Origin of the sequence: Coleofasciculus sp. E2-BRE-01 (genome assembly GCF_040221695.1) — a bacterium.
GTDB lineage: Bacteria > Cyanobacteriota > Cyanobacteriia > Cyanobacteriales > Coleofasciculaceae > Coleofasciculus.
Genome location: NZ_JAVKEA010000141.1, coordinates 31,747 through 50,670, shown reverse-complemented (window position 1 = coordinate 50,670; position 18,924 = coordinate 31,747). Strand labels below are relative to the sequence as shown.

The window sequence follows — 18,924 nt, the reverse complement described above, 5'->3', positions numbered from 1 at the left end:
ACTTAAGCTTTTAGCCAAGAACTTGAGTTCTTGGCTAAAAGCTTATTGTTTATTTCAACGTTTTTGATAAAGGCGATCGCGTCCCGATTTCATACCCTTGCTTTTCAATCAAACGTTCCAACTCTTCCACCCGTTTTTTGGGTGCGGGATGGGTTGACAAGAAAGCAAAATTGTCTCCGGATTTCTCACTCATTCGTTCAAAAAAGTCTGTAGCTCCGGCGACATGACCGTAAGTGTCATACAATAACATTAAGCCAAACGCATCCGCTTCCTGTTCCTGTTCCTGAGAATACTGCGATCGCGCAATTGCCTCCACCGCCCCCGAAGCCGCTGATTGTAAGGCTCCTGCATCTCCGAGGAAATAGGCTAAGGCTACCCGTACCAGCAAAACTCGTCCCAAACCCCGCAGGTGATCCCGGTGAGCAAAATGACCCAATTCATGGGCTAAAACCATCATCAATTCATTCTCAGACTCTGCTTGTTCCAGTAAACCCTGATAAATAACAATAGCATCTCCCGGTAACGCGATCGCATTCACCGTAGACTCTGGCAAATACAGCACCTGATAATCCCGCGCTTTTTGTTGTTCAGGGGGAAGTTCCTGTTCCAAACGATCTAATAATTGGTTCAGAGTATCTTGAGTTGGGGAAGGTTTAGCTTGTTTCTCGTAAACTGGCACAATTACCGCCCCCAATTTTTGCTCCACACTCGGCGGAATCATCCCAATTAAACCATTCACCAGCAGATTCAACAGCCAGAAAACAGCCACAATAAACCCGATAAATAACCCCAATAAAATTAGGAGTTGGCGATTACTCGGCGGCGGATTGCGATTTGTTGGAGCATTAGACATAGAAAATTCGTTCGTAGTGAGCGCTTTAGCGCTCTAATAATGACCATCTTCCTCAAAATCATCCCAATCTTTACCGTAATCACGCACGGGATATTCAATCCACGCATCTCTCAACCACTGGCGTCCGAAATTTTCCAAATACCAATGAACGCTACTTTCACGCCAATCATAAGGAGATTGGCTCCAGCCATGTTTAACTGGATTGTAATGGAGATAGTTTAAAGCAGCAAAATAATGTCGTTCTGATCGAATAGCGCGATCGCTATAACGATACCAAACCTTACGACGGGTGACATTATCATCCCGATTCCATTGATAAGAAGTACGACCATGTACTAAGCGAAACAGGCGACTCAACTCATCAAAATTAGTCAGATGTACCAAGAGATGATAGTGATTTGGCAGAACAACCCAGGCGCGGATTTCCATCCCAGCCGTTACGAACGCATCAAATAGCAAATTGAGTAACTCTTGGCGGCGACATTCATCCTTAACATGGCACTTGTGTTCATAACAAGCTGCTGTTAAGAGATAAAATTCCTTGTCAGTCACAACATGGGGAGGCGCGTGAGGTGGATAACCACGAGACAAGCGTTGCTGAACTAATTCAGCTCGTTGTGTGGGAGTTAGTCGGCGATATTCATACATAATATTCTGACTCGTATGTATGTATGTGTATGTATGTAGTCGGCACTTTAGTGCCTCAAAGCGCTTTAGCGCTTACTACAAGCTATTTGTACCTATCTATGTACGTATGTAGTCGGCACTTTAGTGCCTAGAAGCGCTAAAGCGCTTACTACATACTAATTATTACTCTTCGTCGGGCGGAAGGGATTTAAGAAATTAATTAAACTATACAGTTCTCGCGACTGCACCCATAACCGCCCTTCTCCATTGAACCGACAAACCAATCCTTCACCCCCCAAAATTCCCGTTCGTAATCCGCGAAATGATAAACCGCCCAGCATTTCTACGTTGTAATTTAACGTATCTTCAAATGCCACAATATAACTGGTATCCACCACATAATCTCCAGCCACAGGAATTTCCACAATCGCCCCATAGGAACTAAACCAAACATCCCCGACTCCAGTTACCCGAATTAAAAACAAAGATTCGCCACTAAAGAAGCCTTTAAACCCTTGAAACTTGGTATCTATCTCTACCGTGGGACTGGCGGCGACAAATCCAGAGGATTGAATCATTAAGCCATTCCCTTGCAAGTAATAGTGACAAATATCTCCCGGTACTCCAGGCGAAACATACAATTGTCCTGATTTGCCTTCAGCCGTAAACTCACTGATGAAAAAGGACTCACCACTCACCATTCGTCCAAGTCCTTTCATCAAGCCACCCTTAGCCCTGGACTTCATTTTAATACAGGTATCCATTGCCGCCATAGCGCCGGATTCAACTACAACTGTTTCATTGGTTTTTAAGTTAAGCACCAAAGAAGCATAAGACGGTGAATGCTCTATCTTATAAGAAATTTGCTGACTCATAATGATTTATCCTTTATTTATTTTTCCCACCATTTAAGTCCACTTGCTGTGAAGGGACGAGACTCAACCTAAACCCGCTCATTGCGGCGGTAGTTTAGAACCAACCTGAGAACCAAAAGCACCAGGATTGTGAGTTTGGCAATAGACATTTCCTTGTCCTTTAAATCGACAAACCAGTCCTTCTCCGCCCAAAAAGGCACTTAGCCAACTCGATCCGGCTTTGGTAATATCAAAATTTAGACTTTTTTCAAAGGCGACAATATGACCCGTGTCCACAACATATTCCCCATTGACCGATATTTTATAAATTCCGCCAAATGAGGTTAACAAGACAACCCCATAACCGCTAAGACTCAACCAAAAAATGGATTCACCTGAAAACAGAGATTTAAACCCTTGAAAGCCGATATCAATATCAACGCCTGACTCACTCGCCAGATAGGATGTCGCCTGAACCACTAACTCTTGACCCTTCATCTCATAGACGAGAAGATCACCCATGAGTTTAGGCGCGAGAAAGACTTCTCCCTCTGCAATTGGTGAACGGAACACACTTAAAAATAGCGACTCCCCCGCCACCATGCGTTTGAGTCCGCCCAAAATACCGCCACCTTTTCCCTGGCGCAACGTGGTACTGGCATTAATGGAACCATTCATGGCAATCATACAGCCAGCTTGTGCCACTAACTCTTCATTAGCGTCCAGAACAACACGCGCGATCGCACTATCTGGTTGATGCAACAGTTCAATATTCATTATTCGTCATTTGTCTTATGTCTTATGTCATTCGTAAAGGTTTGAGACTTGTTTATAAAACTTAGTCCCGTGCTATTTTCTCCTGTCCGGCTACTGACTAACGCACTTTTGATTGTAAATAGCTGACTAAACCACTAATACTGCGAGACTGGAGGTAAATTTCTCCTGTCCCCGTAAGTCGATTAATGAATCCTTCACCAGAAGTCATTGAACCCAATAAACCGCCCGCTAAACCAACATTCATCTGAATCGTTGGTTCATAGGCGACTAAATGACCCGTATCAACAATAAAATCACCGTTAACCCGCTTTTTCGTTAATCCACCATAGGCACCAAAGAATACCTTACCCTGACCACTCACTTGAAGTTTGAACAATCCTTCTCCAGAAAACCAACTCTTCAAACCCGCCCACCGCACCCCCAGTTTGACGCCAGAGGTATGGCAAATATAAGCACCGGGTTGAAAGCAGAGAGAATTTCCGCGCAAGTCCACACCAACAATGTCGCCAATGGTGGACTGGGTAAGAACCAGAGTTAAGGGTTGTTGCGTTTGATTATGAAATGTATTTACAAATAATGATTCTCCGCCAAAGAACTTTTTCAGTAAGCCTGAGATAAAGCCACCCGAAAACTCCGTCTTCACGGTGAGTCTACCATCCATACTGGTCATCGCACCTGCTTCTGCCGTGATTCGGTCACCGGGATTGAGTGTCACGAAAATAGCGGCAAAGGCTGGCTTGTAGCGAATTTCATACTCCACTGCCAACTCTCCTACAACGTAGAGATATTATTCAGTTTGACAGTAATGGTGCTAATGTCCAGCTTTTGTAAAAAAAATAAACCCTGGTTAAAAAAATATAATCAGGCAGAGGGCAGAAGGTTCCACAGAAAAAGTACCCAAGGGATAAAGGGGGTTACTTAAGCGAACTTGGTATCCTCCCTGACGAAGACAGAGGGTGTCCGTTAACCGTTTGACCAAAAGGTGATTGGGGAAACGCTACTGACAGGCGTATAAATTAACGAGACTGGCGTTTGCACGGGTGTGGGTTGTTGAGGGATGGCTGTAGGTTTGAACAAGAACCAAGCCGCAATTAAACCTAACACACCAACGACGGCGATGATTGCGCCGATTAAGATCATGGGTGACTTCTGGCGTCCTGATCCAGTGATTTGGCGCTGCAATCCCAGTAAATCTAACCATTCCTGGATGGTTTGGGGGCGTTCATCAACCTGTAACGCCATCCCGATCAGGATCACTTCATTAGTGCGATCGCTAATTTGTTCGTTAATCTGTTTTGGTGGAATTAATCGCGCTTTCGACATACAGCGATCCATTGCCTTGGGCGGAATTTCTCCTGTGACTAAAAAGTATAGCGTTGCCGCTAATGAATAAACATCCGTATAAGCTCCTAGGGGAGTGTCCACATTATAAAGCTCTAAGGCATCAAATCCATCGGCTGTATGCGTATCAACCGTGGTTGACGCATCCTCACATCCTCGCGCTAACCCAAAATCAATTAACACGGCTTCTTGTTTATCAGTGCGTAATCGAATATTACTGGGTTTGACATCTCGATGAATTAACCCCGCCTCGTGAATCACTTTCAGCGCTTCGCCAATTTGTTGAATATAAAGCAGCGCTTCTGACTCTGGTAAACCCTTTTGGGCGTGGCTGGCTAAATCGGCACCATCCAGATACTCCATGACAATGCCAACCTGATGTCCTTCGACCAATGGTTCTATAACCTGCACCAGATGAGGATGTCGGCATTTTACCAGCTTTACCGCTTCGCACAAAAAGGTTTCCTGAATTTGATCGACTTCCGGTTGGTTGAAGTCGTGGATTAGCTGATCACTCAGGGTTTTAACCACCCATTGATGTTTTTTGCGATCGCTCGCCAGATAGGTAACGCTAAATTGTCCGCGTTTTAATTCTTTTTCCAGAATATAATTGTTGCCATGCAACTTCTGTCCAGAAGACCAAGTCATTGCTCAAAGTTAATGATACATATCATCGATTTTGGCATAGTCTGAAGAGAATGTGCTATTCGCTAAATTTTACAATAACTGAGGTTATCGACGGGCGGTGATATGACTCATTAATTTATTAATCAGAGAATAATCTCGCTCATTTGGGTTGAGATTAGGGGCGCGATCGCCCTTGCCCAAATCGTCCTAGTTTGACAGATTCGCCCTCGCTCATTTAACCACATATAAACGCAATTTTTTTCGGGCTTCTACATCAAATTTTAATCCCACTTCCATGCCACGGATTGTCTGTACTGACTCCTGATCAGCATCATTAATGCGAATGCTTTTAATCGTTGCCAATTGACAGTAGGCTTCGCCCATCAGAAAAACCCTTGTTCCAACTGATAAAGTTGTTTCCTCTACCTTGGCTACTGCTGCTTGGGAATTTTTAAACCATTCTGTAATTCGACCAATTTCTTGAGCCTGACCTGTTGATGTTTGCTGCTTAATGATTTGACAAGTGACTAACTCAGCAAGCGCTTGACACAACGCTTCAACAAAATCACATAATTCTAGCAGTGCATTTGAACTTAATATAGTATCGATGAAAGCACCGTGGGCAGCATCATTTCGATAGTCAATAAGTTCATTTAGTTCTCCCTCTGCTGTATTTTCACTCCCTCGGACTTCTTCAACAAAATGCTTAATTTTTCTATGCTTTTTAACCCAGCTCCAAGCGTTGAAAATACCAGCATCAGCGAATAATTTATCTAAAGTATCTTTACGTAAGTTCTGCTCATGCAATAGAAAGGCATCTGGGAGTAGTTCATACTTTTCTCCAGTACCACTAGCTCCATGAAATAATCCTCGAATAACCTCTTCAACAGAAAGATGTCCAAATCTATTTTTTGTTATATCCAACAGTAACCGGGCTACACCTATTCGATGTGTATTACAAATTATCTCTTCCAAATCTGCATAAACTGGAAATAAATCTGGCAGAACTTGTATCCATTCTCGAATTAAGTCTTCAACAAAACGTTCATAAATAGCGTATAACCGTGTTACTACAGCACAATGATCGTAAATTCGCCAATCCCGTGGTTCTGGAGCATCCTGTGTTAGTTGGGCAATGATAGAGTCTGCTTCCGTTCCCCATTCCTGTGTGATTATACTCTTATCTCCAAAAGCAGCTCTTATGAGTTTTTCGTTAACTTGGATAATAGAACGGACAGTCGAAATATTTCTCTGTACTGTCTTCAGACGCTCCTGAAACATCATGACTTATTCGTTGATGACTTGATTAAGCATATCATCGAATAGTTCCAGTCGTTTCTGAATATCCGCTTTCGTTTTTCCTCCACCTGTTAAAAGTCTATCTTTATCTTCTTGAAGGAGTTTTTTTGTTGCTTCAATTACTTGGTATTTCCGAGCAATTAAAACATCCTCACTATCTAAATGATTGCTAAACCCTACCATGACTGCTTCGTAATAAGTTTTATACGGCTGATTCTTAAAGGTAATATTTTTGGGTTCATAGGGTTTAGGATTAAATAAGTTGTCTCCGTATATTTGGTGTGCAATAGAAATAGTTCTTAAGAATGTATCTCTTAAACTAGCAATATCTTTGTCGTAGAAACGCCTACTTTTAATCATATATTTATCTAGAAAATCTTGTAAATTTTCATCCATTTTATGAGAATGTCTTAGAGCAAAAAAGCGAAGAACTAATTCCACATCCTCCATTGTTGTGTATAAACGATTTCTCCAAATTGCTTCATTGTCGCCAATAGGTATTCCCCAAGCTTTTGTAAATATATGATTTTGAGAAAGCTCAAATAATAATTGATTGAATTTCCCGTAATATAAACAACTCCGTACCTCTTGACGGCTTAGATCAACTCCTCGAGTATTAAGGCGTTCAAAGACAATCTGTTTTAATAGAAGTGCTTCTTCAGGGTCAGAGGCGGACTCCGTGATTAGCACTATAGATGAAAGGGAGCGACGAGCAAGTGCAGCTTTAATGTTTAGGGGAAGTTGATTATAAGTGTACCCCTCAAGTTCAGACCAAAGTTCCAAATCCGTTAATTCAAGTTTATTTTCGTAAAAATCTTGAATTGCAGTGATTCTCTGTTCACCATCAATGAGTTCATAGGAGTTATATTCTTTTTCATATAGGATAATAGGTGGAACTGGAATGTTGAGCATAAATGACTCAATTAAGCGCGATTGCATTTTTTTATCCCAACGGTTTCGCCGCTGGAAAAATGGTCTAAGCTCTATATAGCCAGGTTTCTTGAGCGCATTGACAAAACTAGGCAGCTTCTCACGATTCATTTCCGTGAGTATTCTTCTTTCTCGTTTCTCATATTTGGCATTAATCTCATCGTCAGACTTTTTCTTGGGATCTGTCTCTGGGGGAGTTTCCCACATTTTTTTTTCGGCTGGCGCAAGTGGCATTAGCGATATACTCCAAAATGGCGTTTATTATCAATTATAGAGATACTGAAAACTCGATGGCAGCAACGTAAGCGTGCCGATCCAGTAGTGGAGTGTTAGCGCAGCATAACGCACCGCCTAATCATCCAACTCAACTAACTATGCCACTCGGCTAACTCTTCCAAGGTGATGTTTAGCAAATCACACAATATTTTCATTTGTGCCGGGTATAGCTTGGGAATGTGCCTGCCAGCTTCCCAGTTTTGCACCGTTGTTATCGTTACATCTAATTCATGAGCCAGTTACCGTTGCTTGACACTCTCCGCCCTATAAGGACGGAGATTCTTCTTTCATAGACCCGGCTTGCTGAAATAGGCTTGCGCCTAAAACAGTAGAGGCTAAGTCTCCAGAAGCGTTCGGATTCAAAATCCAAGTTCCGACGTGACCCGCCGTACTTAAGGCTATTTTCAGAATATTGATGGCGGCGTTCCAATCCCGATCCAAAATACATCCACATCGACAAATGTGAGTTCTAGTGGATAAGGATTTTTTAACTACTGTACCGCAGTTAGAGCATTGCTCAGAGGTGTAGGCAGGATTAACCGCAATGGTTATTTTGCCAAATTTAACTCCAAAATACTCCAGCCATTTTCTGAACTGATACCAACCTGCATCATTGATCGATTTGGCTAAACAATGATTTTTAACCAGATTTCTAATCCTCAAATCTTCATAAGCGACCAAATCGTTAGATTGGATTACGCAACGCGCCACTCTCTTGGCGTGTTCTTCGCGCTGCCTACTTATTTTGAGGTGAAATCGCCCTAATCGATTAATGGCTTTCTTTCGGTTGGTCGAGCCTTTCTCTGTGCGCGAAACTCGTCTAGTTAGGAAGCTTAGACGTTTTTCGCCTTCTCGATAAAATCGGGGATTTGGCTCTTTTTGACCATTGCTATCGGTATAGAACTCTTTGAGTCCCACATCTAAGCCAATGGCTTTTCCCGTCGGCTGACTTTCTACCTTGTTCTCGGCGTTAACCAAAAATTGTACATAGTAGCCATCAGCGCGACGGACTAACCGCACCCGCTTTATTGACTCAAGTTGATAGAAGTTTAAGTCCCACGTCCCTTTGAGCTTGAGATTGCCAATCCCTTTTTTGTCTGTGAAGGTTATTTGTTTTCGAGTTTCAGAAAGCTTCCAGCCGCTAGTTTTGTATTCAACTGAACGGCAGTTTTTCTTAAACTTTGGATAACCCTTCTTTCCCGGAATAGCTTTTTTGCAATTACTGTAAAACCGAGCAATTGACGAATACGCTCTGTCCACAGCCGTTTGACAAGCATGGCTGTTTAAGTCCTTGACAAAGGAAAACTCAGCTCTTAGCGCCGTGTTGTAGCGATACAAGTCTTTTTGTCCAACGCCTCGGTTATCCATCCAGTAACGGATGCATTTGTTGCGGACAAATTGAGCGGTTTGAATCGCTTCATCGATCGCTGAGTATTGAGTTGTCTTTCCTTTAGCCTTAAACTCAAAAACCAGCATTTGACGTGGAAAAACTCTACATCAACATTATTGTAGCACAAAAAGTCGTCCTGGAAGGTGTTCCTGAGCCTGTCGAAGGACGAGGAGCCTGAACCCATTTTTTCGGTCAAATTCAACAATTCTCGTCGTTGTTTCAGCTTTTCTCCCAAATTAGCCATTTTTCCTTTCTTAAAAAACGACTTAACAAAATCAAATTGGTTAAGTTTATTTAACTATACTCTGCCAACTCGTCTAAGGTTAAATCGAGCAAATCACACAATGCTTTTGTCTGGATGGGGTATAGCTTTGGGATATGTCTGCCAGCTTCCCAATTTTTCACAGTAGTTACCGTCACACCCAATTGATCAGCGACTTGCTGCTGCGTCAGATGCAGTGATTCACGCTGGCGTTTAAGCTTTTCCCCCACACTCGTCATTACTGTTTTATTCCAAAATCCTCATGGTTAAATTGACTTAACCATGATTTGCCCGTAGTATGAAGGCATAACTTCAGATGGTCAGAAAGCCAGTGCCTCGGGGCGACCAACCTTTTTGCACTGGCTCTGGCTCTAATTTCAGATGGAGACACATTTATTATGCCTTACAAAGAACGCCTTTATCCTTGGGTGCTGGTTCGCCTACTACCCAAAATGCAAGGAGTCACTGTAGCACAGAATCGTAGCCGTTCCGATGCTGATGGTTATCTTCGCATACTTCGCCGTCTGATGCCGAATGCCCAATTTGTGGTGATGTTTAATCCGGGCTTACCACCAGAGTATCAGCCGAACTCGCGCTGCTAGCACGTCAGTGTAAGGGCGCACGTCTGTCATGGGTGTCAACTTAAGCCACATTACCCACGATAGGATACTGGGTGTGGGGTATGGGGTGTGGGGTGTGGGGGAAAGCGAGCACTTTTGGCTCACTCTGTACTAAACGGAGCCTGTATGAAAAAAACATTGTGGATGTATCCGTGAGGTGAATGGTGGTAGGTGTGAGGTTTTTCAGCCGACAACAGACAATTCCATCCTGACACCCGACACCCGACACCCGACACCCGACACCCGACACCCTTGCTCAACCGAGCTTTCACCTTAAGTTGACACCAATGCACGTCTATGCGCCCCTACTCATCCTCATCTGACTCATCCAAATACAGCCGAATAAACTCTTGCGCCGCCGCCGGATCAATCTTCCGCAGTGCCTTCCTAATTTCCAGAACTGTCTCAGCGGAAGGATCTTGAGTGTTTTTATACCAGTAGTGAACCGTTGATCGACCAATCCCCATTGTCACCGCCAATTTATTTTGGCTGATTTTGTATGTCTGCAATACCTGCCTGAGCGCTTCACCCGCTTTTCCCATAGCTTCTATGGTGATCTAATACCTTTGATCACCTCTAACCCTCCAATGACTATTCCTCATCATCCGCCGAATCATCACCCAAATACAGTCGGATAAACTCCGTCGCCGCCGCCGAGTTGATCTTCCGCAGCACTTGCACAATATCTTTCACAGTTTCAGCCGTGGGATCTCTCACCTCATTGACCCAACGGTATACATTAGAGCGTCCAATCCCTAATTCTGCTGCTAATCGATATTGACTAATTTCATACGTTTCCAGCACCTTTTTCAAGGCTTTGCCTGCTTGTCCCATGACTCTGAATTGTGGCAAACCCTAACCACTGAGTCAACTGCTCCTTAATAGATTAGGCTATGAGCAGCTAGACGTAGACCATTAAGGACTACAATTGCATGATTCCATGACAGAAGATAGCGTCGCTTAATTCCCAAAACTACTATTCATCCTCATCTGACTCATCCAAATACAGCCGAATAAACTCTTGCGCCGCCGCCGGATCAATCTTCCGCAGTGCCTTCCTGATTTCCAAGACTGCCTCAGCGGACGGATCTTGAGTGTTTTGATACCAGTAGTGAACCGTTGATCGACCAATACCCATTGTCACCGCCAATTTATTTTGGCTGATTTTGTACGTCTGCAATACCTGCCTTAGCGCTTCACCTGCTTTTCCCATGGTTTCTATAGTGTCAGAGGCTTATGACTCAGTAAATGTTCATAACTATGAACTTTGTGCTAAACTGACCTTACGTTCATAAAAACGAACACAAACCACAAAAATTAGGACAACTCCAATGACTCAAGACTTTATCCGCGATTCCTCCCCAACTCCCAATCCCACAACTCCTCTACCATCTACACCCCCGCCAGACAACCGACATCCTCTAAAAGTGATCGTTATCAGTTCACCCCAAGGCGTCACCCGAACCATTCACACCTTCTATCACCTCGGCTACGCCCACGTCAGCGAGTGGAGTAAGCCCCAACCCACCCAGAATCCTGGCGAAGTGATGAGTGTTCTCTACCGCCGCCTTCGGATCGATTAATGAATAGATCTCACCTCTAACCTCCTTCTCAATTCGGGAAGGGGGAAAAATCAAACCCCCTCGAAAACCCAAAAATAGCTATGATGCGAATCCGACACCGTATTAATCCCCAAACCTTTGTTATCACTCTCAACCAAATCGCCAAATACTTGAATATTGATCCCCAACGCATCCTCAACTGGGAAAAATGGCACAATGTTCTTTGGGTACATATCCAAGGACGGGGTGGTTATTTTGTGAGTTATCGCAATCTCGAACAATGGGTAGCGGCTTGCCGTACCCTGATCCGCTTCTGTCCAACGATAGAAGCCCTAAACCTTCTCTGGTCATTGATTCAGCAAGAAGCCCAACGGTATACAAAACAGGTCTGGGATCGGCTTCAAACTATGTGCCAGCAACGCTACACCGAGTTATCTAGACGTTCAATGGTGATATCACTACCGTTGAAGTCATGGTAAAAATAGCCTCAAACCCTTGTCCTGTCGCCCTACCAGGATGAACCTGTAAACAATATGGATAGGATAGGGAGATCCTTAACGTGAAATTAGGGATTGAATCGCCAGACTTCATCACCCCTAAGCCGTATAATTGAAGTAATCGGATAAATCTTTCTTAAACATTGAATGCAGTAGTCTCGCCGTTTATCTTCATCAAACTTAGAATTTCTGAGAGGGTTAATTTAGGGTAATTTAGGCGGTTTCCTTTATAAAAATCACATCGTCATTGTGATGTAAATCAATTGACCCAGTGATTGAACATACAAAGAAATACTGAATTATTCATAACAATAGAAAATAAGCAAATGGTGGGCTAAGTCAAAATAAGGAGCGATCGCCGAGCCAACGACCAAACAACGGCGATGTTCCAAGTCAGTGACAGCTAGGAACTAGACAGAACGTTTCCCCGTCAGGACTCAGACATTTAGAAACTCTAGATCTGACCCAACCGACTTATTGCCCAAAATCTTCTGGCTAAGGCTGGATGTAAGGGCTGCATCTATCGTAGAGCATCAAACAAGTGCGATTATTCACATCGATATCAATATCGATCGCGATCGCGCTCCGTGAAAGCATCTATGATAAAAGGATTTTAGTGCATGTCCGAACAATTCCGTCTGTTGCAATCTCTGATTCCGGCAATCGCCAACGTTCCAGATCTTCACTCAGCATTGGATCTGGTGCTGCATCGTGTCTGTGAAGTGACCCATTGGGATTATGGTGAAGCATGGCTGCCGACGCCTAATTCTCACAGTTTAACCTGTAGCCAAGCCTGGTCTGGTGATCCCTCTCAACTACAATCCTTTCGACACATACGAGAGACACTGACATTTCCCCCCAATATCGGCTTACCCGGACGGGTGTGGAAATCAAAACAACCAGAATGGATTGACCAAACCAAGGCAAATAGGATTGATCCGGATGCCGAATTCACTCTGCTTAGCGCCACGGATCAGCCGCAAGAGTTTCAAGCTGGAGGCGCTATCCCGATTCTCCTCGATGATCGGGTACTCGCTGTTTTAACATTTTTTACCCGCCACTCTCATCCTGGCGATCGCCAATGGATGGAATGGGTGAGTGCGATCGCGATACAGTTGGGGTTGGTGATGGAACGCCAACAGTTAACCGAACAACTGCACCAGCAACAGGAATTTAATCAAAATTTAGTCGAAACCCATGGTGGCTTTTTTGTCGCCATCGATCCCCAGGGCAAAACTCGGATGATGAATCCTAGATTACTGGAAGCGTTGGGTTATACCCTGGATGAAGTGAAGGGAACAGATTTTGTGACCACGTTTCTTCGAGACGTTGACCGCAAACCCTTTGCCAAATTAATCAAAACTCCTCATGAAAAGTCAGAATTAAAATCGCCCACCGTCCATGAAACCGGAGTCCTGACCAAAGAGGGTCGAGAACTTTGGGTAGAATGGCGTAGCCAACAGGTTTTTAAGAAAACTGGTGAACTTGACTTCTTTTTTGCCATCGGACGGGATCAAAACGAACATTGTCTCACCCATCAAGAAACAGCCCGTTTAGCCTCCTTTCCCCTATTGACCCCCAATCCCATTGTCGAAATTGATTTAGCAGGGCGGGTGCGTTATCTTAACCCAGAAGCCATGCGCTTGTTGCCCGAATTATTAGAGAGTGAAGCTGAACATCCATTTTTGGCAGAAATGCCCTCGATGATTCGATTGATGCAGCAGCAAAGTTCCTTGAGACGCGAGGTAAAAATTGGGGAAATTGTTTATGAACAAGTCCTGCATTACGTTCCCGAAATTGAGTGCATTCGCATTTATGCCTTAGATATCACTGATCGCAAACGGGCAGAAGAACTATTATTGTTTAATGCCTTTTACGATCGCCTCACCGGACTAGCGAACCGCGCCTTATTCATGGATCGCTTGCAGCAAGCCGGACGACGCGCCCAACCGAGTCAAGGGGAGAACCGGGATTCTCCATCCTATCGATTTGCCGTGGTGTTACTCAATCTCAATCGCTTCAAAGTGGTTAACGAAAGTTTGGGGAATCATTTGGGGGATCAAGTGCTGCAAGAGTTTGGACAGCGCTTACAAAACTGCTTGCGTCCCACGGATACCATTGCCCGTTTAGGCGGAGATGAGTTCGCTATCCTGCTAGAGGGGATTCAGGGGGTTTGTGATGCCATTCAAGTGGCAGATGCGATCGAGCAAACCTTGACATTACCGTTTAATCTAGAAGGGCGGGACGTGTTCATGACAACCAGCATTGGCATTGCCCTAAATACGAATCGCGATCGCAGGATTTTATCGCCTGAAGATATACTCCGTAACGCCAATACCGCCATGCATCGCGCCCGTTCCCAAGGCAAACCGGGCTATGCTATCTTTGATAACCAGATGTTGAGTCGCACGGTTGATCGATTACAGCTAGAAACCGATATGCGGCGTGCGATCGAACGGCAAGAATTTCAAGTTCATTATCAACCCATTGTCTCCCTACTCACTCATCAGATTACTGGCTTTGAAGCGTTATTACGTTGGCAACATCCGCAACGCGGGTTAGTCTTTCCCGCCGAATTTATTCCCATCGCCGAAGAAACCGGATTAATTATTCCTATGGGGTGGTGGATACTGCGGGAAGCTTGTCACCAACTCAGTATTTGGCAGCAGCAATTTCACAGTCCTCAACCGTTGACGATGAATGTGAATTTGTCCTGTAAACAGTTTACGCAATCGGATTTATTGGAGCAAATTGACCAAATATTAGAGGAAACTAATATTGCGGTTGGTAGTTTAAAGTTGGAGATTACCGAAAGTGTGGTCATCGATAATCCGGAACTGGTCAAAGATTTACTGTTGGAATTGAAAAAACGGCAAATTCACCTGTGTATTGATGACTTTGGCACTGGCTATTCTTCCTTAAGTCGCCTGCATAATTTTCCGATTAGTACGCTAAAAATTGATCGCTCGTTTATCAGTAGGATTGGTGCGTTAGGAGAGAACTCAGAAATAGTTCAAGCGATTATCACCCTCGCCCGAACTATGAGTATGGATGTGGTTGCTGAGGGAATTGAGTTATTGGAACAGGTGTCGCCTTTAGTGGCGTTGCAATGTCACTATGGTCAAGGATTTTTATTCTCAAAACCTGTAGACAGTGATTGCGCTAGAGAATTACTTCGAGGAAAATCGGTTCAGTTGGAGCGTCAGTTGAGTCATTCAGTGAGCGTTAAAAATGAAGTCAAAACTTCTGTATCTATAGAGAATGATCTAGGATAATAATCTTATCTCCGTTTTCTGACATGAGCCGAATTTTTATGTCTGGAATTGTATTCGTTGTACATAGCAGATATAGGATAAGAATGTAATCCTCGATTTCTCATCCCATGCTTCAAGCTAACTGGGACAAAAGCACACGGCAAAGCATCCAAGGGAAAACAGCACTGGTTTTGTTAGGCATAGTCCTACTCTCGCTGTTTTTTCCTTTGTTCCTGAGTGGAGTCGGAGTGTTTCTGAGTCTCTGGGTGATTGTCCCAGCACCTACGTTTTGGATGTTACCGCTAGCCGTGGCTGCACCAGAAGCGAGTCCTTGGCTGCTGGGTGTGAATGCGATCGCACTAATACTAGCTATCTTAAATTTACACGAAGGCGGACTTGACAATTTTGCCGTAATCTGTAGCCTGATTGGTTTAATTCTCAGCCTTTTGCCGTTAATTCAGTTTCCAAGAGTGAATGCACGAATCGCGGCTCAAATGCAGAGGGATCTGGGTGTAGAGGATTGGGCAACAATTCATCAGGATGCACCGACACCCATGCGTCCCCAGCCTTTTAGTTTAGCCGATGCGTTTCGGGGGATTGCGATAGCGAAGCGCTGCTGCTTTCAGCAGATCGCGGAGGTTCGCATTGACCGAGGGATTATATTTTCTCAGCCGGATGGGGTCAACCTTAAACTTAATGTTTACCGACCGTTGACTGTTGGTAAATATCCAGCGATTATTACAATCTATGGTGGGGCGTGGCAAGTTGGAACTCCCGATAATAATGAGACATTTAACCGATACATGGCAAATCAGGGCTACTCTGTGATCGCTATTGATTACCGCCATGCTCCCCAATATCACTTTCCGGCTCAACTGGAGGATGTACAGGCAGCTTTATCCTATATCCAAAGCCATGCTCATGAGTTGGAAATTGATACGGAACGAATTGCTCTTATGGGGCGATCGGCAGGGGCGCAACTGGCAGCACTTGCGGCTTATCATCTAAATACAATTCCGATTCGGGCTGTGGTGAATTACTACGGACCTGTTGATTTAAAAGAAGGATACCATGACTTGCCCTTTCCTGACCCGCTCAACATTCGGGCGATTCTCCGCGCCTTTTTAGCCGGAACACCGGATGAAGTACCAGAACTTTATCAGGAAGCTTCTCCTATTGGTTATATTAAATCCGATCTGCCGCCTACGTTCTTGGTTTACGCGGGTCGAGATCATATCATTAAGGCAAAGTTTGGACGCCAACTCTACAAGCAATTACAAGCGGCTGGAAATTGTGCTGTTTGGTTAGAAATTCCCTGGGCTGAACATGCCTTTGATGCGGTTTTTAATGGTGTGAGTAATCAGTTGGCATTGTACTACACGGAGCGATTTCTGGCTTGGGCGTTGAAGTCTTCTTGAAAATGAAGCTGGGAACTAAAGTTCCCGCTAAAAGCTCAAACCCGTTTTAACAGGTTATATCATATCCGATTATTAACTTTCAATATAGGTTTAGTCGAGTAAATATTGGTGAGTTGATTTCTCAACCCCCTTATCAAGGAATAAATATTACTCAGATTACAGGTTTAACAGATGCCCAGAATGTCCTAACCTTTAGGGTGATAGGAATAAGTAGTCGGACAAAAGAAAACGGTACTGTATTAAGTTTTATAAATTGCCCTCAAACCCTTACTGTTCCCTGTTCCCTGTTCCTTACTGTTCCCTGTGACACACCGAGCGAAGCGTTCGACTGAACTTCGACAGGCTCAGGGGTCCGCGCTCACGCCGAAGTCCGAGGTGTTCCCTAATCTCAACCGTTAACTTTAATTGTGTCCACCCACTTATCAACCATTCTGCACCATCCAAACCAAAAATCCCAAAATTTGCTCAACTGGCGGTAGTGGATAATCTGTCAAATCGATGACAACTGACTGCCCTTCTAGTTTGAGAAACCGCCACACTGTACCACTCGTCACGGTTCCGTAAATCGTTGAAATCGGCTGCTGCTTCTGTTGATTAAAGCGTTGAGCTGCCACCATCTCTGCTAAACATTGCCCCAGGGCAGGTTTCAGGTCTTCTTTCTTCGCTTCCACCAAAACTATCACCGGGGCTTTAATAAATAATTGTTCGGGAGAGCGACTAATTAAAAAATCAACATAGCCCGTCAAGTCAACATCTGGCTGCACGGGGAACTCTTCCCCAGAAAAAACACTAATTTGTCCCTTGAGTTGTCGTTTTACTTCTAATAAGACTGGATTAATAATCCCTTCCGAACGCGCCTTTTCACTGCTCACGGCGATTGCCCAAGGAATTGTTTCGTTTAGCGTATCTTGGAGTAATGGGCTTGGCTGAACTGGGGGAACGTCTGGTAGAAAGCGCTCGCCTTCAATGATTGTGAGTTGAAACTCTTCTACAACTTTACTCAGCGTAAATTTACTGTAGGGCATACTAATGATTCTAAATGTTGAAGAACGTATTTTCTAGGATTAGGGGTCTAATAGTGCGAAAATGATTGGGTAAACTGATAATACTGGATGCTGTTGGTAAAGTCGAAAAACCTAACCCCCCAGCCCCCTTCCCGAATAGATCCCCCTCTTCCCTTTTAGATCATCCTTCCGTCCCCCTACCCTTGCTCTCGGAGGCGTCGGGAGGGGTCAGATCTTTCAGTTGAATGGCACTGACAAGGCTGGTGGGCAGTGCCTACCCTACGGTATATAAAGGGTTTCGGCGATCCAAAAATGCTTATTAAAAAAAACAATTATGAAACACCTTGAGGGTAAAATCACAGTAGTCACAGGCGCAACGCGAGGTCTAGGTAAGGGAATTGCGATCGCGCTTGGTGAAGCTGGGGCGACGGTCTATATTACAGGGCGCACCCTGGAGCGTTCAACCTCTGATAATGGTGTATCCGGGAGTCTCCAGGAAACCCAATCCGCCGTTGAGGAAGCCGGTGGCGTATGTATTCCCATGCAAGTGGATCACAGTGACGATGAGCAAGTGCGTTTGCTGTTTGAGCGTATCCAGGATGAACAGGGACAACTTGACTTGCTGGTTAATAATGCTTACGCCGGGGTACAAGCCTTAACGGATGCTTCAGGAAAGCCGTTCTGGGAGAGTGAACCGAGTTTGTGGGATGCTTGCAATAATGTCGGGCTGCGGAGCCACTATGTTGCCAGTATTTTTGCCGCCCGGATGATGACCCCCCATCAGCAAGGACTTATCTGTACTATCTCGTCTTGGGGTAGTTTATCCTATATTTTTAGTCCCCCCTACGGTGCAGGTAAATCAGCGTGCGATCGCCTAGCCGCAGATATGGCGATTGAACTCAAACCCCAGAACATTGTATCTCTGTCAATTTGGCCCGGAATTGTGGGTACAGAAAAGTTTACTCAGTTTGCTGCCAATATGGATGAAAGTACGGCGGCTAACCCGAAAAACTCCGCGATAAAAGAGAGGTACAACTGGGAAACACCGTTACTCACCGGACGAGTGATTGCAGCGCTAGCCGCAGATTCCACGGTGATGCGACGAACCGGGCGGGTGCAGATTGTGGCGGAGTTGGCTAAACATTACGGATTGGTAGACAAAAACGGGGAACGTCCTGTATCGTTGCGATCGCTGCGTTTCCTACTTCCTCTTGTCTTTCCCGCCCTGAGAAAATACCCCTGGCTGATGCCTAATATTAATGTACCTTGGTCACTGCTACTGCTACAATCACTCAGCTCACCGAAAGTAGGGGCTGTTGAATAAGTGTTGTGG

General features: G+C 44.5%; 21 protein-coding genes. 6 read left to right on the top strand and 15 right to left on the bottom strand.

The window, feature by feature from the left end; all coding sequences use genetic code 11:
* Positions 1-49: 49 nt before the first annotated feature.
* The 10 genes from RIG66_RS17225 to RIG66_RS17180 form a co-directional block, all read right to left on the bottom strand.
* Entirely contained in the window at positions 50-853 is an 804-nt protein-coding gene (locus RIG66_RS17225) for a M48 family metallopeptidase (RefSeq protein WP_446379996.1), read from the bottom strand.
* 33 nt (positions 854-886) lie between these two features.
* On the bottom strand, positions 887-1,501 hold the full coding sequence (locus RIG66_RS17220; protein WP_446379995.1) for an REP-associated tyrosine transposase: 615 nt from the start codon (positions 1,499-1,501) through the stop codon (positions 887-889).
* Between the two features lie 155 nt (positions 1,502-1,656).
* Complete coding sequence (locus RIG66_RS17215; RefSeq protein ID WP_446379994.1) at positions 1,657-2,355, bottom strand: TIGR00266 family protein; 699 nt, start codon at positions 2,353-2,355, stop codon at positions 1,657-1,659.
* A gap of 78 nt (positions 2,356-2,433) precedes the next feature.
* Positions 2,434-3,111 (bottom strand): TIGR00266 family protein, encoded by a 678-nt coding sequence (locus tag RIG66_RS17210; RefSeq protein WP_446379993.1) that lies wholly within the window; start codon positions 3,109-3,111, stop codon positions 2,434-2,436.
* A gap of 97 nt (positions 3,112-3,208) precedes the next feature.
* Positions 3,209-3,871: a TIGR00266 family protein gene (locus RIG66_RS17205; protein WP_446379992.1), complete on the bottom strand. Its 663-nt coding sequence runs from the start codon at positions 3,869-3,871 to the stop codon at positions 3,209-3,211.
* Between the two features lie 203 nt (positions 3,872-4,074).
* The gene (locus RIG66_RS17200) at positions 4,075-5,100 is read right to left on the bottom strand and encodes a serine/threonine protein kinase (RefSeq protein WP_446379991.1); all 1,026 of its coding nucleotides are present in this window, start codon (positions 5,098-5,100) and stop codon (positions 4,075-4,077) included.
* A 210-nt stretch (positions 5,101-5,310) separates the two neighbouring features.
* Positions 5,311-6,363 carry an MAE_28990/MAE_18760 family HEPN-like nuclease gene (locus RIG66_RS17195; RefSeq protein WP_446379990.1) on the bottom strand — a complete coding sequence of 351 codons (1,053 nt, stop codon included), beginning with the start codon at positions 6,361-6,363 and terminating at the stop codon, positions 5,311-5,313.
* Between the two features lie 3 nt (positions 6,364-6,366).
* Positions 6,367-7,542 carry a DUF262 domain-containing protein gene (locus RIG66_RS17190; protein ID WP_446379989.1) on the bottom strand — a complete coding sequence of 392 codons (1,176 nt, stop codon included), beginning with the start codon at positions 7,540-7,542 and terminating at the stop codon, positions 6,367-6,369.
* Between the two features lie 306 nt (positions 7,543-7,848).
* Positions 7,849-9,060, bottom strand: a complete 1,212-nt coding sequence (locus RIG66_RS17185; protein ID WP_446379988.1) for an RNA-guided endonuclease InsQ/TnpB family protein — start codon at positions 9,058-9,060, stop codon at positions 7,849-7,851.
* A gap of 208 nt (positions 9,061-9,268) precedes the next feature.
* Positions 9,269-9,475 (bottom strand): helix-turn-helix transcriptional regulator, encoded by a 207-nt coding sequence (locus RIG66_RS17180; RefSeq protein WP_006105643.1) that lies wholly within the window; start codon positions 9,473-9,475, stop codon positions 9,269-9,271.
* Positions 9,476-9,634: 159 nt separating this feature from the next.
* On the opposite strand from RIG66_RS17180, the gene RIG66_RS17175 reads away from it, so the two are divergent.
* Entirely contained in the window at positions 9,635-9,838 is a 204-nt protein-coding gene (locus RIG66_RS17175; RefSeq protein WP_446379987.1) for a hypothetical protein, read from the top strand.
* Between the two features lie 119 nt (positions 9,839-9,957).
* On the opposite strand, the gene RIG66_RS17170 is transcribed toward RIG66_RS17175, so the two are convergent.
* The 4 genes from RIG66_RS17170 to RIG66_RS17155 all read right to left on the bottom strand — a co-directional run bounded on the left by RIG66_RS17170 (position 9,958) and on the right by RIG66_RS17155 (position 11,069).
* Positions 9,958-10,149, bottom strand: coding sequence for a hypothetical protein (locus tag RIG66_RS17170; protein WP_446379986.1), 192 nt, complete (start codon positions 10,147-10,149; stop codon positions 9,958-9,960).
* A gap of 12 nt (positions 10,150-10,161) precedes the next feature.
* On the bottom strand, positions 10,162-10,398 hold the full coding sequence (locus tag RIG66_RS17165) for a helix-turn-helix domain-containing protein (protein ID WP_446379985.1): 237 nt from the start codon (positions 10,396-10,398) through the stop codon (positions 10,162-10,164).
* Between the two features lie 49 nt (positions 10,399-10,447).
* A complete protein-coding gene (locus RIG66_RS17160; RefSeq protein WP_446379984.1) occupies positions 10,448-10,690 on the bottom strand; it encodes a helix-turn-helix domain-containing protein in 243 nt (80 codons plus the stop codon).
* 142 nt (positions 10,691-10,832) lie between these two features.
* Positions 10,833-11,069 (bottom strand): helix-turn-helix domain-containing protein, encoded by a 237-nt coding sequence (locus tag RIG66_RS17155; RefSeq protein ID WP_446342566.1) that lies wholly within the window; start codon positions 11,067-11,069, stop codon positions 10,833-10,835.
* 118 nt (positions 11,070-11,187) lie between these two features.
* On the opposite strand from RIG66_RS17155, the gene RIG66_RS17150 reads away from it, so the two are divergent.
* From RIG66_RS17150 to RIG66_RS17135, 4 genes are all read left to right on the top strand, one after another.
* Positions 11,188-11,439 (top strand): hypothetical protein, encoded by a 252-nt coding sequence (locus RIG66_RS17150; RefSeq protein ID WP_446379983.1) that lies wholly within the window; start codon positions 11,188-11,190, stop codon positions 11,437-11,439.
* Positions 11,440-11,519: 80 nt separating this feature from the next.
* Positions 11,520-11,897, top strand: a complete 378-nt coding sequence (locus RIG66_RS17145) for a hypothetical protein (protein ID WP_446379982.1) — start codon at positions 11,520-11,522, stop codon at positions 11,895-11,897.
* A 638-nt stretch (positions 11,898-12,535) separates the two neighbouring features.
* Positions 12,536-15,190, top strand: a complete 2,655-nt coding sequence (locus tag RIG66_RS17140) for an EAL domain-containing protein (RefSeq protein ID WP_446379981.1) — start codon at positions 12,536-12,538, stop codon at positions 15,188-15,190.
* A gap of 107 nt (positions 15,191-15,297) precedes the next feature.
* The gene (locus tag RIG66_RS17135; protein ID WP_446379980.1) at positions 15,298-16,587 is read left to right on the top strand and encodes an alpha/beta hydrolase fold domain-containing protein; all 1,290 of its coding nucleotides are present in this window, start codon (positions 15,298-15,300) and stop codon (positions 16,585-16,587) included.
* A 422-nt stretch (positions 16,588-17,009) separates the two neighbouring features.
* On the opposite strand, the gene RIG66_RS17130 is transcribed toward RIG66_RS17135, so the two are convergent.
* The gene (locus RIG66_RS17130) at positions 17,010-17,612 is read right to left on the bottom strand and encodes a hypothetical protein (protein WP_446379979.1); all 603 of its coding nucleotides are present in this window, start codon (positions 17,610-17,612) and stop codon (positions 17,010-17,012) included.
* 313 nt (positions 17,613-17,925) lie between these two features.
* On the opposite strand from RIG66_RS17130, the gene RIG66_RS17125 reads away from it, so the two are divergent.
* Positions 17,926-18,915, top strand: a complete 990-nt coding sequence (locus RIG66_RS17125; protein ID WP_446379978.1) for an SDR family NAD(P)-dependent oxidoreductase — start codon at positions 17,926-17,928, stop codon at positions 18,913-18,915.
* Positions 18,916-18,924 lie beyond the last annotated feature (9 nt).

Excerpts from the sequence above, each read along its gene's own strand:
- RIG66_RS17225 (WP_446379996.1), bottom strand. The coding sequence starts at position 853 with ATGTCTAATGCTCCAACAAATCGCAATCCGCCGCCGAGTAATCGCCAA.
- RIG66_RS17220 (WP_446379995.1), bottom strand. The coding sequence starts at position 1,501 with ATGTATGAATATCGCCGACTAACTCCCACACAACGAGCTGAATTAGTT.
- RIG66_RS17215 (WP_446379994.1), bottom strand. The coding sequence starts at position 2,355 with ATGAGTCAGCAAATTTCTTATAAGATAGAGCATTCACCGTCTTATGCT.
- RIG66_RS17210 (WP_446379993.1), bottom strand. The coding sequence starts at position 3,111 with ATGAATATTGAACTGTTGCATCAACCAGATAGTGCGATCGCGCGTGTT.
- RIG66_RS17200 (WP_446379991.1), bottom strand. The coding sequence starts at position 5,100 with ATGACTTGGTCTTCTGGACAGAAGTTGCATGGCAACAATTATATTCTG.
- RIG66_RS17195 (WP_446379990.1), bottom strand. The coding sequence starts at position 6,363 with ATGATGTTTCAGGAGCGTCTGAAGACAGTACAGAGAAATATTTCGACT.
- RIG66_RS17190 (WP_446379989.1), bottom strand. The coding sequence starts at position 7,542 with ATGCCACTTGCGCCAGCCGAAAAAAAAATGTGGGAAACTCCCCCAGAG.
- RIG66_RS17185 (WP_446379988.1), bottom strand. The coding sequence starts at position 9,060 with ATGCTGGTTTTTGAGTTTAAGGCTAAAGGAAAGACAACTCAATACTCA.
- RIG66_RS17180 (WP_006105643.1), bottom strand. The coding sequence starts at position 9,475 with ATGACGAGTGTGGGGGAAAAGCTTAAACGCCAGCGTGAATCACTGCAT.
- RIG66_RS17175 (WP_446379987.1), top strand. The coding sequence starts at position 9,635 with ATGCCTTACAAAGAACGCCTTTATCCTTGGGTGCTGGTTCGCCTACTA.
- RIG66_RS17165 (WP_446379985.1), bottom strand. The coding sequence starts at position 10,398 with ATGGGAAAAGCGGGTGAAGCGCTCAGGCAGGTATTGCAGACATACAAA.
- RIG66_RS17160 (WP_446379984.1), bottom strand. The coding sequence starts at position 10,690 with ATGGGACAAGCAGGCAAAGCCTTGAAAAAGGTGCTGGAAACGTATGAA.
- RIG66_RS17155 (WP_446342566.1), bottom strand. The coding sequence starts at position 11,069 with ATGGGAAAAGCAGGTGAAGCGCTAAGGCAGGTATTGCAGACGTACAAA.
- RIG66_RS17150 (WP_446379983.1), top strand. The coding sequence starts at position 11,188 with ATGACTCAAGACTTTATCCGCGATTCCTCCCCAACTCCCAATCCCACA.
- RIG66_RS17145 (WP_446379982.1), top strand. The coding sequence starts at position 11,520 with ATGATGCGAATCCGACACCGTATTAATCCCCAAACCTTTGTTATCACT.
- RIG66_RS17140 (WP_446379981.1), top strand. The coding sequence starts at position 12,536 with ATGTCCGAACAATTCCGTCTGTTGCAATCTCTGATTCCGGCAATCGCC.
- RIG66_RS17135 (WP_446379980.1), top strand. The coding sequence starts at position 15,298 with ATGCTTCAAGCTAACTGGGACAAAAGCACACGGCAAAGCATCCAAGGG.
- RIG66_RS17130 (WP_446379979.1), bottom strand. The coding sequence starts at position 17,612 with ATGCCCTACAGTAAATTTACGCTGAGTAAAGTTGTAGAAGAGTTTCAA.
- RIG66_RS17125 (WP_446379978.1), top strand. The coding sequence starts at position 17,926 with ATGAAACACCTTGAGGGTAAAATCACAGTAGTCACAGGCGCAACGCGA.